At 56.6% G+C, this 16109-nt stretch carries 11 protein-coding genes; 4 read left to right on the top strand and 7 right to left on the bottom strand.

Translation table 11 applies throughout. The features are described 5' to 3' along the window. Nucleotides 1-67 precede the first annotated feature (67 nt). Complete coding sequence (uxuA, locus tag ABLU50_RS06575; protein ID WP_032431272.1) at nt 68-1132, bottom strand: mannonate dehydratase; 1065 nt, start codon at nt 1130-1132, stop codon at nt 68-70. A 297-nt stretch (nt 1133-1429) separates the two neighbouring features. On the opposite strand from uxuA, the gene ABLU50_RS06570 reads away from it, so the two are divergent. Together ABLU50_RS06570 and ABLU50_RS06565 are read left to right on the top strand one after the other, a co-directional pair. Continuing rightward, a complete protein-coding gene (locus tag ABLU50_RS06570; RefSeq protein ID WP_004206214.1) occupies nt 1430-2446 on the top strand; it encodes a Zn-dependent oxidoreductase in 1017 nt (338 codons plus the stop codon). Between the two features lie 76 nt (nt 2447-2522). Then, nucleotides 2523-3806, top strand: coding sequence for an MFS transporter (locus ABLU50_RS06565; protein WP_087833186.1), 1284 nt, complete (start codon nt 2523-2525; stop codon nt 3804-3806). Nucleotides 3807-3858: 52 nt separating this feature from the next. Here the strand turns inward: ABLU50_RS06565 and ABLU50_RS06560 are convergent, their stop codons facing one another. Next, the gene (locus ABLU50_RS06560; RefSeq protein ID WP_004206216.1) at nt 3859-4794 is read right to left on the bottom strand and encodes a TIGR01212 family radical SAM protein; all 936 of its coding nucleotides are present in this window, start codon (nt 4792-4794) and stop codon (nt 3859-3861) included. Between the two features lie 673 nt (nt 4795-5467). Between ABLU50_RS06560 and gltB the strand changes: the two genes are divergently transcribed. Beyond that, nucleotides 5468-9928, top strand: a complete 4461-nt coding sequence (gene gltB / locus ABLU50_RS06555; protein ID WP_017899925.1) for a glutamate synthase large subunit — start codon at nt 5468-5470, stop codon at nt 9926-9928. A 9-nt stretch (nt 9929-9937) separates the two neighbouring features. After that, nucleotides 9938-11356, top strand: coding sequence for a glutamate synthase subunit GltD (gene gltD, locus ABLU50_RS06550; protein WP_004206218.1), 1419 nt, complete (start codon nt 9938-9940; stop codon nt 11354-11356). Nucleotides 11357-11427: 71 nt separating this feature from the next. On the opposite strand, the gene nanQ is transcribed toward gltD, so the two are convergent. The 5 genes from nanQ to nanA form a co-directional block, all read right to left on the bottom strand. Then, nucleotides 11428-11895, bottom strand: a complete 468-nt coding sequence (gene nanQ / locus ABLU50_RS06545; RefSeq protein WP_087833187.1) for an N-acetylneuraminate anomerase — start codon at nt 11893-11895, stop codon at nt 11428-11430. Continuing rightward, nucleotides 11882-12766 carry an N-acetylmannosamine kinase gene (locus tag ABLU50_RS06540; protein WP_087833188.1) on the bottom strand — a complete coding sequence of 295 codons (885 nt, stop codon included), beginning with the start codon at nt 12764-12766 and terminating at the stop codon, nt 11882-11884. Before ABLU50_RS06540 ends, nanQ begins: the two co-directional genes overlap by 14 nt. After that, complete coding sequence (locus tag ABLU50_RS06535) at nt 12763-13452, bottom strand: N-acetylmannosamine-6-phosphate 2-epimerase (protein WP_087833189.1); 690 nt, start codon at nt 13450-13452, stop codon at nt 12763-12765. The genes ABLU50_RS06540 and ABLU50_RS06535 overlap by 4 nt, the downstream gene beginning before the upstream one ends. A 49-nt stretch (nt 13453-13501) precedes the next feature. Then, nucleotides 13502-14989, bottom strand: coding sequence for an MFS transporter (locus ABLU50_RS06530; RefSeq protein ID WP_004206222.1), 1488 nt, complete (start codon nt 14987-14989; stop codon nt 13502-13504). Nucleotides 14990-15092: 103 nt separating this feature from the next. Beyond that, nucleotides 15093-15986 carry an N-acetylneuraminate lyase gene (nanA, locus tag ABLU50_RS06525; RefSeq protein WP_004206223.1) on the bottom strand — a complete coding sequence of 298 codons (894 nt, stop codon included), beginning with the start codon at nt 15984-15986 and terminating at the stop codon, nt 15093-15095. Between the last annotated feature and the right edge of the window lie 123 nt (nt 15987-16109).

Genomic DNA, 16109 nt, shown 5'->3' with positions numbered 1-16109 from the left:
GGAGCCGATATGACGGCTGGCCGCCAAGGCGAACCAGCCGCTAAAAAGAGGCATGGTCAGGAGGAGGCTAGCGCTTGCTTAGCGCCTCCCAGAGACCTTTGAGGTAGGTCACCCCGAGTGCGCGATCGTATAAACCATAGCCCGGGCGTCCGGTCTCTCCCCAGATAAAGCGGCCATGATCCGGGCGTATATAGCCGTCGAAGCCGTTGTCGTGCAACGCTTGCATCACCTTGTACATATCCAGGGAGCCGTATTCTGACGGATGGGCGCACTCGTAAAAGTCTTTATCCTGCATCAGTTTAATATTGCGGACGTGGGCAAAATGGATCCGCTTGCGGCGGGTAAACTCAGCCAGAATAGCGTATACGTCGTTATCCGGATCTTCGGCAATCGAGCCGGTGCAGAGGGTAATGCCGTTGGCGGGTGAATCGACAGCCCGGCAGATCCAGTCCAGATCGTCGCGGTTTTTGACCACCCGCGGCAGGCCAAATATCGAGTACGGCGGATCGTCAGGATGAATCGCCATTTTCACGCCCACCTCTTCGCAAACCGGGATCACCGCCTGCAGAAAATAGACCAGGTTCTCCCGCAGCTTGTGGTCATCCACCGCGCTATATTTGGCAAACAGGGTCTGCACTTCCGCCAGCCGTTCCGGCTCCCAGCCCGGCAACGCGAAGCCGTTTGAATTCTCCAGGACCTCCTTCACCACGTCTTCCAGCCGCTTATCGATATCTTTCTTCTCAAAAGCCATCGTTAACGAGCCATCCGGCAGGACGTAGTTCATATCCGTCTTCATCCAGTCAAACACCGGCATGAAGTTATAGCAGATGACTTTGACGCCGAAGCGGGCAAGGTGGCGAATGGTCTGCTGATAGTTGGCAATATAGCGGTCACGGGAAGGGAGGCCGATTTTGATGTCGTCATGGATGTTGACGCTCTCTATCACCTCCATTTTCAGGCCTGCGGCATGGACCTGGCTGACCAGACGCTCAATTTTATCCTCCGGCCATACCTCGCCGACCGCGACGTCATAGAGCGCGCCGACCACCCCCTCCACGCCGGGCACCTGGCGTATATGCTCTAATGAAACCTTATCTTCCTCTGGTCCAAACCAGCGCATTGTCATCTGCATCGTCATCACCTGCTCAACATAGTTTAATTTCACCCTACTACCATACCAGTAATCATAATTGATTGAGCCTTAACTGTCGTGATGACGATCACATTCCTGCTGACCGGCTCGTCGGTAAGGTCGCTTTCGCGGCATTCATAATTTTTCTCAATTTATTTCAATAGATTAATCATTCCCGGGCTTTTTCTGACGACCTTCGCCAAATGTGATCCAGAGCTAGTTATGATCAATTGCATACTTGTATGGTAATAAAAATAACGCTATTTGTTCAGAAAACAGACAAGGGAAGGAACAGAAATGAGAAGCGTCGTTGTCAAAGAGCCAGGCCAACTGAACATCGAATCCCGTCCGGTTCCCGCTCCGGGCGCCCACGAAGTCCGGGTGAAAATCGCCTTTGCCGGGATCTGCGGGTCCGATGTGCATATCTATCAAGGCCATAACCCCTTCGCGAAATATCCCCGCGTTATCGGCCATGAATTCTTCGGCATCATTGATGCCGTCGGCGAGCAGGTCTCTTCGGCACGCATCGGCGAGCGCGTCGCGGTCGACCCTGTCGTCAGCTGCGGCCATTGTTATCCCTGCTCGGTGGGGCGGCCGAATGTCTGTGCGCAGCTCCAGGTCATCGGGGTTCACCGCGACGGCGGATTCAGCGACTACGCCTGCGTGCCGGCGAAAAACGCCTGGCGCATTCCGGAGGCCATCAGCGATCGTCAGGCGACGATGGTTGAGCCTTTTACCATTGCGGCAAACATTACCGCCCAGCTGCAGCCCACGGCGCAGGATATCGCCCTGATCTACGGCGCAGGTCCGATGGGTCTGACGGCGATCCAGGCGCTGAAGGGGGTGTATGGCGTTAAGCAGGTGATCGTAGTGGACCGCATTGCCGAACGTCTGCAGATGGCGCGGGACAACGGCGCCGATTTGACGCTGGATAACACTCACCAGCCGCTGGCGGAACAGCTGGCGCAGCGGCAGATAGCCCCCACGCTGATCATCGATGCCGCCTGCCATCCGGCGATCCTTCAGGAGGCCATTCTCCTCGCCTCTCCCGCCGCACGCATCGGCATACTCGGCTTCTCCGGCGAGCCGTCCACCCTGACCCAGCAAAGCATCACCAGCAAAGAGATCTCCATTTTCTCCTCCCGGCTAAACAGCGGGCGTTTTCCGCTGGTTATCGACTGGATGGAGAAAGGCCTTATCCAGCCTGAGGCGTTAATCACCCACTGCATGCCGCTGGAGCAGGTAAAAGAGGCGATGGAGATTTTCGCCAACGATCGGAAAACTTGCTGCAAGGTATTGCTGCAGCTGGGTTAAATGCTAAATAACGGGCGACGTGAATATTGATATCCGTCGCGCCAGAGCTCAATAATATAATCATCATGGTGTCATCATGGGAAAAAATATCCGCTGGATTATCGTCCTGTTATTATTTTTAGTATATATGATTAATTATCTGGACCGGGTGGCGTTATCCATTACGGTACCAATGATTGAAAAGGATCTGGCGCTAAACGCTGAACAATTTGGTATTATTTTCGGCAGTTTTTTCTTCGGCTATGCGGTATTTAATTTTATTGGCGGTCTGGCCGTAGATAAGTTTGGCGCAACGCTGGTCCTGGGGCTGGCGGTGGGGATGTGGTCGCTGTTTTGCGGCTTAACCGCCTTTGCCACCGGCTTTTATTCCATGCTGATGCTGCGAGTCCTCTTCGGGATGGCTGAGGGCCCGATTTGCGCGTCGGCGAACAAGATGATCAACGGCTGGTTTCCCAAGAAGCAAGCGGCCACCGCCGTGGGGCTGCTCAGCGCCGGCTCTCCGCTGGGCGGCGCGGTTGCCGGCCCCATCGTCGGTTATCTGGCCCTGGCATTCGGCTGGCGCCCGGCGTTTATGATTATTTTCGCCATCGGCATTGTGTGGATGATAGTGTGGTTTTTTATTGCCACTAACTCGCCGGAAAAACATAAACATGTCAGCCGGGAAGAGCTCATGCTCATTAATAATATGAAGCAAGAGGAGTCTGCGCTGGAATCAACTGAAAATCAAACCGCCCACTCGCTGGGTTATTATCTCAAACAACCTATTATACTGGTGACGGCCTTTGCCTTCTTTTGCTACAACTATATTCTGTTTTTCTTTCTCAGCTGGTTTCCGTCCTATCTGGTTCAGCAGCACCATCTCGATATTAAACAGATGAGCCTCACCACCATGATCCCATGGATAGTCGGCTTTGTCGGTCTGGCGCTGGGGGGCTATATTTCCGATAAAATTTTTAAACTCACCGGACGCCTGCTGCTGTCACGCAAAATTGTGCTGGTGGTATGTCTGCTGATGGCCGCCATCTGTGTGGGGCTTGCCGGTACCGTCAGCAGCGTCGTTCCTGCCGTTCTGCTGATGTCGGTCTCCATCTTTTTCCTCTATGTCACCGGAGCGATCTACTGGGCGATTATCCAGGACGTGGTGCATAAATCCCGCGTTGGCGGCACCAGCGGCTTTATCCACCTTATCGGCAGCGTCTCCGGCATCGTGGGACCGATTGTCACCGGCTATATCGTACAGTCTACCGGTAAATTCGACAGCGCCTTTGTCCTCGCCGGCACTATCGCCGCGCTCGGCGCCCTGCTGGTGCTGTTCGTGATCAAAACGCCGCGTGTGACGATGAAAGCCAGTCAGGCTTAGTTGACAGGAAAGCCATGCCCGGCGCAGCCATCACGCCGGGCATCCTCTTAGACTATTTCGCCGACTGGGGCGCGACCCAGCTGCGGCCCAGCGCCGAACCCTGAGCGCCCTGCTCATTCAGATAGCGATCCAGTTCAACCATTCCGGTCCAGCGATTTTCGCACCACAGCGGCGCGAGCAGCGTCGGCCGACGGGCGCTGGCCGATATGCGATGGTAGATCACCTCCGGCGGGGTATGGCGGATCATCTCCCCGGCGGTGACGGTATACGCCTCCAGTTCGATGCCATCGAGACGACCGGCCTGCCATGCTTTTGCCATAATGCTGCCTTTCACAATATGTAGCGGATGCAGCTTTATGCCATCCACGCCGGTGGTCACGACCCGCTCCACCGTCTCGAGGCCATGCTCCTGGCTCTCCCCGGGCAGGCCGACGATCAGATGCGCGCATACCTTCAGTCCGCGCTCACGCGCCAGACGCGCGGTGCGCTGGTAACAGGCGAAATCATGCCCGCGGTTAATGCGATGCAGGGTCTTATCATGGGCGGTCTGCAGCCCCAGCTCCAGCCAAACCTCATACCCCTGCTGGTGGTATTCACTGAGCAGGTCGAGAACCGCCTCCGGCACGCAGTCCGGGCGGGTGCCAACGCAGAGGCCAACGATATTCGCCTCGCTGACGGCCTGACGATACATCGAGCGGAGCACCTGCACTTCAGCAAAGGTGCTGGTATAGGCCTGAAAGTAGGCCAGATAACGCTTTGCCCGGTTAACAAGCTGCGCCTGATGGGCGAGCTGTTCGGCGATGGATCGATGCTGCTGCGCTTCATCCGCAAACGAGGCCACGTTACAGAATGTGCAACCGCCACGGCCCAGCGTGCCGTCGCGGTTCGGGCAGCTAAAACCGCCGTGCAGCGTTAACTTATGGACCTTTTCGCCATAGCGGCGCAGAAGATCCCCACCAAACATATTGACTAATTTCTGTAACTGCATAATCTGATAGACCGGCCTCAACAAAGGGGGCTAAGCCTGCCACTTTTCGTCACCGACGGCGATGACCTGGATCAATCGTCAGCGCGGCGAATCATCCAATTGCATAAACAATCATGATTACTGCAATTTCATTCACCCGCAGGGTAATGAGTTTTCCTTATATTTCATCATCGCGCGGCCCTAATCTGCTTTATGGTAAAAAACAGTATTAATATCCATCACAAACATTTACAGCAGTCAAATGTGCTAATAATGAAATGTATTTCAGCGTAGATCGGTAATGCAAAGCCGCGCGCACAGTGAGACAGATCACACTAGCCTTACCCTCTGCAGGCGTATCCAAAGCATAAAAAATGTCATTATTTATTTTAAAAACAATAATTTAATACCTGCATAGCACATTTTTGTATTAATAAGATTGCCATTTGACGTAAGTGTGGATTCCCGATAAGTTGGGGATCCGCTGGAAGCTTTCTGGATGAGCACTCTGCTCATCATATTTATGCAGTAATTGAGATTCCCTCTTAACAGCAAGTCCTCAAACTTGTGTACCGATGCGAAAAGGATTTAAAGAGGGCGAATGCGAGGTGCAAACCCCGTCGCCATGCTCTTTCTGTGCCTGTGCGCAATCGGTATCGGAGGGGGTCCGTAGAGCCTGGGGAGGTTCACTGATATGTTGTACGACAAATCCCTTGAGAGGGATAACTGTGGTTTCGGCCTGATCGCCCACATAGAAGGCGAACCTAGCCACAAGGTAGTGCGAACCGCGATACACGCACTGGCCCGCATGCAGCACCGTGGCGCAATCCTTGCCGATGGTAAAACCGGCGACGGTTGCGGTCTGCTGCTGCAAAAACCCGATCGTTTCTTCCGCATCGTTGCCGAAGAGCGCGGCTGGCGTTTAGCCAAAAACTACGCCGTTGGGATGCTGTTCCTGAATAAAGATCCTGAACTGGCGAAAGCGGCGCGCCGCATCGTTGAAGAAGAACTTCAGCTTGAGACCCTGTCGATCGTCGGCTGGCGCGATGTGCCGACCAACGAAGGCGTGCTCGGTGAAATCGCCCTCTCCTCGCTGCCCCGTATTGAGCAAATCTTTGTTAACGCCCCGGCCGGCTGGCGCCCGCGCGATATGGAGCGCCGTCTGTTTATTGCGCGTCGTCGCATTGAAAAACGCCTGCAGGAAGACAAAGATTTCTACGTTTGTAGCTTGTCCAACCTGGTCAACATCTATAAAGGTCTGTGTATGCCGGCGGATTTGCCGCGCTTCTACCTGGACCTCGCGGACCTGCGCCTGGAGTCGGCTATCTGCCTGTTCCACCAGCGCTTCTCCACCAACACCGTACCACGCTGGCCGCTGGCACAGCCGTTCCGCTACCTGGCGCACAACGGTGAAATCAACACCATCACCGGCAACCGCCAGTGGGCTCGCGCCCGTACCTATAAGTTCCAGACCCCGCTGATCCCGGACCTGCACGACGCCGCGCCGTTCGTTAACGAAACCGGCTCCGACTCCAGTTCAATGGACAACATGCTGGAGCTGCTGCTGGCCGGCGGGATGGACATCGTGCGCGCCATGCGTCTGCTGGTGCCGCCAGCCTGGCAGAACAACCCGGATATGGATCCGGAGCTGCGTTCGTTCTTCGACTTTAACTCCATGCATATGGAGCCATGGGACGGCCCGGCGGGCATCGTCATGTCCGACGGTCGCTACGCGGCCTGTAACCTCGACCGTAATGGCCTGCGCCCGGCGCGCTACGTCATTACCAAAGATAAGCTCATCACCTGCGCCTCTGAAGTCGGCATCTGGGACTACCAGCCGGACGAAGTGGTTGAAAAAGGCCGCGTGGGCCCGGGCGAGCTGATGGTTATCGATACCCGTGCCGGACGCATTCTGCACTCGGCGGAAACCGATGACGATCTGAAGAGCCGCCATCCGTATAAAGAGTGGATGGAGAAAAACGTTCGTCGCCTGGTGCCGTTTGAAGATCTGCCGGACGAAGAGGTTGGCAGCCGCCAGCTGGACGACGATCTGCTGGCCAGCTACCAGAAACAGTTTAACTACAGCGCGGAAGAGCTGGACTCGGTGCTGCGCGTGCTCGGCGAAAATGGCCAGGAGGCGGTCGGCTCTATGGGCGATGACACGCCGTTTGCCGTCCTTTCCAGCCAGCCGCGCATTATCTACGATTACTTCCGTCAGCAGTTCGCCCAGGTGACGAACCCGCCTATCGATCCGCTGCGTGAAGCGCACGTCATGTCGCTGGCCACCAGCATCGGTCGCGAAATGAACGTCTTCTGCGAAGCGGAAGGCCAGGCGCATCGTCTGAGCTTCAAATCGCCGATCCTGCTGTATTCCGATTTCAAACAGCTGACGACGATGGAAGAAGAGCACTATCGTGCCGACGTCCTCGACATCACCTTCAACCCGGCAGAGGCTTCCCTCAGCGAGACGGTGAAGGCCCTGTGCGACAAAGCGGAGCAGATGGTACGCGATGGTACCGTGCTGCTGGTCCTCTCCGACCGTAACATCGCCAAAGACCGCCTGCCGGTGCCGGCGCCGATGGCCGTTGGCGCGATCCAGACCCGTCTGGTCGATAAAAGTCTGCGCTGCGATGCCAACATCATCGTTGAAACCGCCAGCGCCCGCGATCCGCACCACTTCGCCGTGCTGCTGGGCTTCGGCGCGACAGCTATCTATCCGTACCTCGCCTATGAAACGCTGGCGAAGCTGGTCGACAGCAAAGCCATCGATAAACCGTACCGTGCGGTGATGCTGAACTATCGCAACGGTATCAACAAAGGTCTGTATAAGATCATGTCCAAGATGGGGATCTCGACCATCGCCTCCTACCGCTGCTCGAAGCTGTTCGAAGCGGTCGGTCTGCATCGCGATGTCTCCGATCTCTGCTTCCAGGGCGTGGTCAGCCGCATCGGCGGCGCCGGCTTCGACGATTTCCAGCAGGATCTGCTGAATCTGTCGAAACGCGCCTGGCTGGCACGCAAGCCGCTGGCTCAGGGCGGTCTGCTGAAGTACGTTCACGGCGGCGAATATCACGCCTACAACCCGGACGTGGTGCGCACCCTGCAGCAGGCTGTGCAGAGCGGTGAGTACAGCGATTATCAACAATACGCGAAGCTGGTTAACGAACGCCCGGCGGCCACGCTGCGCGATCTGCTGGCGCTCAACCCGGGCGAAGACGCCATCAGCATCGACGACGTGGAGCCAGCGAAGGAGCTGTTCAAACGCTTCGATACCGCAGCGATGTCGATCGGCGCCCTGAGTCCGGAAGCGCACGAATCGCTGGCGGAAGCGATGAACAGCATCGGCGGCTTCTCCAACTCCGGTGAAGGCGGTGAAGACCCGGCGCGCTACGGCACCAACAAAGTGTCGCGCATCAAGCAGGTGGCATCCGGCCGCTTCGGCGTCACCCCAGCCTATCTGGTCAATGCCGACGTTATCCAGATCAAAGTCGCCCAGGGCGCGAAGCCGGGTGAAGGCGGTCAGCTGCCGGGTGATAAAGTCACCCCGTACATCGCTAAACTACGCTATTCGGTACCGGGCGTGACGCTGATCTCCCCGCCGCCGCACCACGATATCTACTCTATCGAGGATCTGGCGCAGCTGATTTTCGACCTCAAGCAGGTTAACCCGAAAGCGATGATCTCGGTCAAGCTGGTTTCTGAACCGGGCGTGGGCACCATCGCCACCGGCGTAGCCAAGGCTTATGCCGATCTGATCACCATCGCCGGCTACGACGGCGGCACCGGGGCAAGCCCGCTCACTTCAGTGAAATATGCCGGCTGTCCGTGGGAACTTGGTCTGGTGGAAACCCAGCAGGCGCTGGTCGCTAACGGTCTGCGTCACAAGATCCGTCTGCAGGTGGATGGCGGCCTGAAAACCGGCCTCGATATCATCAAAGCGGCGATCCTTGGCGCGGAAAGCTTCGGCTTCGGCACCGGCCCGATGGTGGCGCTGGGCTGTAAATACCTGCGTATTTGTCACCTGAACAACTGCGCGACCGGCGTGGCGACCCAGGATGACAAACTGCGTAAGAACCACTATCACGGTCTGCCGTTCAAAGTGACCAACTACTTTGAATTTATCGCCCGTGAAACCCGCGAGCTGATGGCCCAGCTGGGCGTCAAGCGACTGGTGGATCTGATTGGCCGCACCGATCTGCTCAAAGAGCTGGATGGGTTCACCGCCAAGCAGCAGAAACTGGATCTGGGTAAACTGCTGGAGACCGCAGAGCCGCATCCTGGCAAAGCGCTGTACTGCACCGAAAATAACCCGCCGTTCGATAACGGCGTGCTCAACGCCCAGCTGCTGCAGCAGGCGAAACCGTACGTGGATGAAAAGCAGAGCAAAACGTTCTGGTTCGATATCCGCAATACCGACCGCTCCGTGGGGGCCTCGCTGTCCGGGTATATCGCCCAGACCCATGGCGACCAGGGACTGGCGGGCGACCCGATCGTCGCTCACTTTAGCGGCACCGCGGGCCAGAGCTTCGGCGTGTGGAACGCCGGCGGCGTGGAACTGCATCTGACGGGCGACGCCAACGACTATGTCGGCAAAGGCATGGCGGGCGGTCTGCTGGCCATTCGTCCTCCGGTGGGCTCCGCTTTCCGCAGTCACGAAGCCAGCATTATCGGCAACACCTGCCTGTACGGCGCGACCGGTGGTCGTCTGTACGCCGCAGGCCGCGCAGGTGAGCGTTTCGCGGTGCGTAACTCCGGCGCCATTACCGTGGTGGAAGGCATCGGCGACAACGGCTGTGAATATATGACCGGCGGCATCGTCTGCGTGCTCGGTAAAACCGGCGTCAACTTTGGCGCAGGGATGACCGGCGGCTTTGCCTATGTCCTGGATGAAGATGGCGACTTCCGCAAGCGCGTGAATCCGGAGCTGGTGGAAGTGCTGGACGTTGACTCTCTGGCCATCCATGAAGAGCACCTGCGCGGTTTAATCACCGAGCACGTACAGCTTACCGGTTCGCAACGCGGCGAAGAGATCCTCGCCAACTGGCCGGCCTTCTCCGCGAAGTTTGCGCTGGTTAAACCGAAGTCCAGCGATGTTAAAGCACTGTTGGGTCACCGTAGTCGTTCCGCAGCTGAGCTGCGGGTGCAGGCGCAGTAAGGGGTTAAGATGAGTCAGAACGTTTATCAATTTATCGACCTGCAGCGCGTTGATCCGCCAAAGAAACCGCTGAAGATCCGTAAAATTGAATTTGTGGAAATTTACGAGCCGTTTTCAGAAGGCCAGGCCAAGGCGCAGGCAGATCGCTGCCTGTCCTGCGGCAACCCGTACTGCGAATGGAAGTGCCCGGTGCATAACTACATCCCGAACTGGCTGAAGCTGGCCAACGAGGGACGTATTTTTGAGGCGGCTGAGCTGTCGCACCAGACCAACACCCTGCCGGAAGTCTGCGGGCGCGTTTGCCCGCAGGACCGCCTGTGTGAAGGCTCCTGTACGCTGAACGATGAGTTCGGCGCGGTGACCATCGGCAACATCGAACGCTATATCAACGATAAAGCATTCGAGATGGGCTGGCGTCCGGATCTCTCCGGCGTGAAACCGACCGGTAAAACCGTCGCTATCATCGGCGCTGGCCCGGCGGGCCTCGCCTGTGCCGACGTGCTGACCCGCAACGGCGTCAAGGCGGTGGTGTTTGACCGCCATCCGGAAATCGGCGGCCTGCTGACCTTCGGTATCCCGGCGTTCAAGCTGGAAAAAGAGGTGATGACCCGCCGCCGGGAGATCTTCACCGGCATGGGCATTGAGTTCAAACTCAATACCGAAGTGGGCCGTGACGTGCAGCTTGACGACCTGCTGAAAGAGTACGATGCGGTGTTCCTCGGCGTTGGCACCTATCAGTCAATGCGCGGCGGGCTGGACAACGAAGACGCCCAGGGCGTCTACGACGCGCTGCCGTTCCTGATCGCCAATACCAAGCAGATCATGGGCTTTGGCGAAACCGCCGATGAGCCCTACGTCAGCATGGAAGGCAAACGCGTGGTGGTTCTCGGCGGTGGCGACACCGCGATGGACTGCGTACGCACCTCAGTCCGTCAGAACGCGGCTCACGTGATCTGCGCCTATCGTCGTGACGAAGAGAACATGCCGGGTTCAAAACGCGAAGTGAAAAACGCGCGTGAAGAAGGCGTGGAGTTCCAGTTCAACGTCCAGCCGCTGGGTGTGGAAGTGAATGCCAACGGCAAAGTGTGCGGCGTGAAGATGGCGCGCACCGAGATGGGCCAGCCGGATGCGAAAGGCCGCCGTCGCGCGGAGATCGTTCCCGGCTCTGAGCACGTGGTGCCGGCAGACGCCGTCGTCATGGCGTTTGGCTTCCGTCCCCACAGCATGGAGTGGCTGGCGAAGCACAGCGTCGAGCTGGACTCCCAGGGCCGCATCATTGCCCCGGAAGGCAGCGAGAACGCCTTCCAGACCAGCAACCCGAAAATCTTCGCCGGTGGCGATATCGTGCGCGGTTCCGACCTGGTAGTCACCGCGATTGCCGAAGGACGTAAAGCGGCGGACGGGATCCTGAATTACCTGGAAGTGTAATGCGAATACCCGGATAGCGGTTTTATCCGGGTATGGGACTCAGGCCCGATGGTTAATCCCATCGGGCTTATTTATGCGCTTAACAAATTTGCGCTGACTTTAATCACCACTTTTTTTATCTCTGCGGGCTCGGTTATTACGCATCCTGGCTTATGCGGTTCACCCGGCATAAAGATCGCGAACATACCTGGCCTCAGAATGACCGACTGTTCGCCATCAATCGCGTTGCACAGCTGATAATCCTCCTCAACGTGCATCTCCTCGCACTGCATTGCGGAGCCGGCTACGCCGAAAAAAATCTGCTCTTCGCCCGCCAGTAATATCTGGATATCGATAAACTTCGTATGTAGTTCAGCCTTTTTATCTGCCGGTAACTCCGTCATAAACTGCATCACATTCATAAAGACATTATCCCCTTGAAGTTCAACGCTTCCGGGAGAAAGACTCAATAAATCATGATCCAGGGCGAGGGATATCGCCTTTTGTAGTCCCGACGGCACGCCAGCCAACAATGGGTTGTTTACATCACCGATTATCATGGCTTCTCTCCTTGCCCCATAGCGCCGCTCCCAGCAGGCCAGCATCATGGCGATAGTGTGCTGCGCATAATGGAACCTGGTAAATAGACGGTTCTTGCGCCAGATAGTCCTTCACCAACGGTAAGTACCCATCCGCCAGGCCAATACTGCCGCCAACAACCACGCACTGGCAATCGGTCAACGCTTTAAGATCGGCAATCATCCGCGCCAAAGTTTGTGCCGAGTGCTGAATGAGTAAACGCGCCTGCGGGTGGCCTTGCGCCGCAAAAGTAAAAATAGATTTCGCATCCAGTCCGCAGAGATCGTCAGTTGCCGCCGCGGCGATTCCCCGTCCGGAAGCAATGGCCTCTACGCAGCCGACGCGACCGCAGCCGCAAAGCGGTCCGTCAGGATCGGCTAACGAGTGCCCCAGGTGTCCGGCCAGGCCTCCGGCCCCGGTAAGTAAAGTACCGTTGCTCACCACGCCGCCGCCAACCCCGGTAGAAACGGTAATAAACGCCATATCGCTGACCTTATCAGCCATCGCCTGGTATTCCGCCCAGGCTGCCGCCTGAGCATCATTTATCGCCAGCGTTGGCAGACCGGTTATTTCTCGTAACGTTTTTACCAGCGGGAAGTGCATGAGTCCGCCAAGATTCTGTGGATTAATTGCAATCAGGTTTCCTTCACGAATAATCCCGGTCGAGGCTATCGCGACGCGCTTTGCCCGCATGCACAGAGGCCTGACAAGCGCCTCCAGCGCCGTGTTCAGAGCATCCGCTGTTTTGCTGGCAGGAGTGGGTAGCTCGCGACGATCGCAGAGCAGCAGGTCATCCGTTACCAGCGCCGCAGCAAGCTTCGTACCGCCAATATCTATCGCCAGCGTCGTCATGACTTCGTCTCTTTTAACGCCGTGTTATACCACTGGCAAATATGTTCCAGGCGGGTAATCGCAGAACCAACGGTCACCGCCCACGCACCGTGGCGTATGGCTTCCGCTGCCTGAGCCGGTGTGTTGTAGCGCCCTTCCGCATTCACCCTGCAGCCGGCCTCCGCCAGCGCTTTCACCAGCTCCAGATCTGGTTCATCCGGGGTATACGCCATGGTATAGCCCGACAGCGTAGTGCCGATGATTTCCGCGCCAAGAGCCTGACAGGCCAGGCCATCCTCAAGAGAGGAGCAGTCGGCCATCGCCACCAGCTTGTGCTGGTGGATACGCGCCAGTAGCGTTGCCACTGGAACAGGGCGCGCTCGCTCTGTGCCATCAACGGCGATAATATCGGCGCCAGCCTGCATCAATGCATCGATATCTTCCAGATAGGGCGTGATCCTTACCGGCGAATCATCCAGATCGCGTTTAATAATGCCGATAATCGGCACCTTTACCTGCGCGCGTACCGCGCGCAGATTCTCTACGCCTTCAATGCGCAACGCGACCGCCCCGGCCTGCTCCGCCGCCAGCGCCATCGCGGCAACGATCTCCGGCTTATCCAATGGGCTGCCGGGTACCGGTTGACAGGAAATAATAAGACCGCCGTTAGCGCTAATGCGTAAATCCAATTCTTTAAGCAAAGACATACTCGCTCCCTGATAAATATGCACACCCGGCACCGCAGCCGGGCTGTTGTTATCTGGTCTTAACTAAGCCGCTTTTGTTACCACCAAAAGGCACCGCTCCGATTAGAGGTTTACCATCGATCGCATCATGAGTTCGTATCGCTTCCGGCCGAATCCAGCGCTGTACGCGGGACGGCATATCCAGCCCAATCAGCAGGATTACAACGAAGGTCAGACCAAAAGAGAGCGATCCCAACGCGGTACCCAAATCCAAACGCTGGGCAATTAAGGCACCCAGCACCGGCGCAATCGCGCCTCCCAGCGCCCCCACGTTGTAGGTAAAACCAAGTCCAGCCGCTCGCTGATCGGTATCGAAATAACCGCCAATCAGTTTTGGCAAGATCCCGGAGATCCCCTGCCCTAACATCTGCTGGAAAAACAGAAGCAGGCCAAGAACCCAGATGTTCGTGCCGCCAATTGCAAAGACCGGAATAATCAACAACTGTGAAGCCAGCAGGCTGTAAACATAGGCCTTGCGGGTGCCCAGCCAGTCCCCGAGAAATCCGCCCACACAGCAGCCAACCGCCGCGCCAAACCCGCTGAAAAACAAAATCTTTGCCACCGTCGTCGGGTCATAGGCCAGCTCGGTTTTCAGATAAGTCGGCAGCAGCGCCTGAATTGGCCATGAATAAAGGAAGGCGAAAAGTACCACCACCATCAGCATCACGCCCGTAGGCCAGCGTTTACCGCTGCTCTGCACCATAAAGCTGATAAATATCACCGCGCACATTACGCCCAGCAGCAGAACGATACCTGCATTTTGCAAGCCACCGGCAAAACAGAACCATAGGGCAGTCGCCGCCACGATGGTCATCAGGATGTTAATAACCCGATGCTTGCCGCGATAAAGCAGATCGACCATAGTCTGTACCGGTTCTTTGCCTTCATGATTCTCTTTCCAGTCTTCGGCTTCCGGAATATTTTTCCGCAGCCAGAGGGCAAATACGATGGGAACAATGCCGATGAAAAAAAGCGCGCGCCAGCCCCAGACGGGTACCACCAGGCTATAAACCTGTGCGGCGATAACTGCGCCAACGGAAAACCCGGAAATCAGAAAACCGCTGGCCTTATTGCGTAGATGCCTCGGCCAGCTTTCGATAACGTAAGTGGCGCTGGAGCCGTACTCTCCAGCCATTCCCATACCGATAACCAGACGCGCGATAAACATTGTTGTGTAACCCGGCGCAAAACCGCAGGCCAGAGTACCGAGAGAGAACAGAATAATGCTGGTCACCATCGCCAGGCGTCGACCATAGCGATCGCCCATCGCGCCAAGCATCAGACCGCCAAACCAGCGAGAAATGAAAGCCGCTGAGATGAGACTTGCAGCCTGAACGGTCGTCAGGCCAAAATCCCCCTGCACTTCGGTGAGCACCAGGGCGATTAATACAAAATCAAAACCATCAAGCAAATACCCGAGCCAGGCGGCGGAAAAAGCCCGCCACTGGGGACGGCTAAGATGGCGGTACCACGGGATGTTCTGGGGCAGTGTACTCATTTTACTCTCCCGACGATGTTTGTTGTCGCGCCAGGGGCTTCGCTTGCCCGGCCAGGAAAGAGCAACCGCAGGCCGGAAAGCACTGTCGCCACCCGGCTACCGATCAGCCGTGTTCCTGCATTAGCTGCTGCGCCAGCGCTTTCAGCTCCGGCAAGAATTTTTCGTCTACCGGTGCAAACGGCTTACGGCACAGCGGCACAGAGACCACATCCATATAGTGCAATACGGTTTTCAAACCACGGAATACGCCGGTTTTAATCAACAGGTCGATTACCTTATTGCACTCACATTGCAGCTGCTGTGCTTTGGCAACATCACCCACTTTCAGCGCCGCGACCATTCCCTGGTAACGCCAGCCCATGATGTTGTAAGTACTCCCAATACCGCCATCAGCTCCTGCCAACAGGCCTGAGGCAAATATCTCATCGTAACCGTTGTACAACACCAGATCCGGATGAGCCCGTCGGATCTGTTCCATCTGGAATAGATCGCCTGAAGTCTGCTTTAGCGCACCGACGCCAGGCAGCGTCACCAGGGTATTGATTTGATCGAGGGTCAGCTTCACGCCGCTTAGCGCCGGGATGTTGTACACCACCATCGGCAAGCCATCAGCCGACTCAATAATGGCCTGATAATGCGCGCAGTGTTCTTCGAAACTAAACGGATAATAGAACGGCGTGACGGCGGAGACAGCATCGTAGCCATAACCTACCGCAGCCCTTGCCAGCTGCTGGCTTTCGAGGGTACTCACGCAGCCGACATGGGCGATAAGAGTCATTTTGCCTTTCGCCTCTTCCGCTACGATCTCCAGCACTTCCTGACGCTCTGTGCCGCTCTGGACAAAGGCTTCACCGGTAGATCCTCCAACATATAGTCCATCAACACCCTGGCGCAGATTAAATCGCACCAGTCGACGCAGGCTCTCTTTATCCAGTTTTTGCTGCCCATCGAACGGCGTAAGCAACGCCGCCATAACCCCACGTAAATTGACCGCCATATCTACCTCTTTGTGAATTTTTAATGATTAACTATGTACCTTTATACCTGTTATACCAGATCAAATAAGCAGCAGAGTAATAGAGAACGCTTATAATGCGATCTACTTCACTAAACGATCCTC

The sequence above is a fragment of the Klebsiella sp. GG_Kp173 genome (genome assembly GCF_040062415.1).
Lineage (GTDB): Bacteria > Pseudomonadota > Gammaproteobacteria > Enterobacterales > Enterobacteriaceae > Klebsiella > Klebsiella quasipneumoniae.
This window is presented reverse-complemented; position numbering and strand designations above follow the sequence as displayed.

Excerpts from the sequence above, each read along its gene's own strand:
- ABLU50_RS06535 (WP_087833189.1), bottom strand. The coding sequence starts at position 13,452 with ATGTCTTTGCTTAAAGAATTGGATTTACGCATTAGCGCTAACGGCGGT.
- ABLU50_RS06570 (WP_004206214.1), top strand. The coding sequence starts at position 1,430 with ATGAGAAGCGTCGTTGTCAAAGAGCCAGGCCAACTGAACATCGAATCC.
- nanA (WP_004206223.1), bottom strand. The coding sequence starts at position 15,986 with ATGGCGGTCAATTTACGTGGGGTTATGGCGGCGTTGCTTACGCCGTTC.
- gltB (WP_017899925.1), top strand. The coding sequence starts at position 5,468 with ATGTTGTACGACAAATCCCTTGAGAGGGATAACTGTGGTTTCGGCCTG.
- ABLU50_RS06530 (WP_004206222.1), bottom strand. The coding sequence starts at position 14,989 with ATGAGTACACTGCCCCAGAACATCCCGTGGTACCGCCATCTTAGCCGT.
- gltD (WP_004206218.1), top strand. The coding sequence starts at position 9,938 with ATGAGTCAGAACGTTTATCAATTTATCGACCTGCAGCGCGTTGATCCG.
- uxuA (WP_032431272.1), bottom strand. The coding sequence starts at position 1,132 with ATGCAGATGACAATGCGCTGGTTTGGACCAGAGGAAGATAAGGTTTCA.
- ABLU50_RS06560 (WP_004206216.1), bottom strand. The coding sequence starts at position 4,794 with ATGCAGTTACAGAAATTAGTCAATATGTTTGGTGGGGATCTTCTGCGC.
- nanQ (WP_087833187.1), bottom strand. The coding sequence starts at position 11,895 with ATGATAATCGGTGATGTAAACAACCCATTGTTGGCTGGCGTGCCGTCG.
- ABLU50_RS06540 (WP_087833188.1), bottom strand. The coding sequence starts at position 12,766 with ATGACGACGCTGGCGATAGATATTGGCGGTACGAAGCTTGCTGCGGCG.
- ABLU50_RS06565 (WP_087833186.1), top strand. The coding sequence starts at position 2,523 with ATGGGAAAAAATATCCGCTGGATTATCGTCCTGTTATTATTTTTAGTA.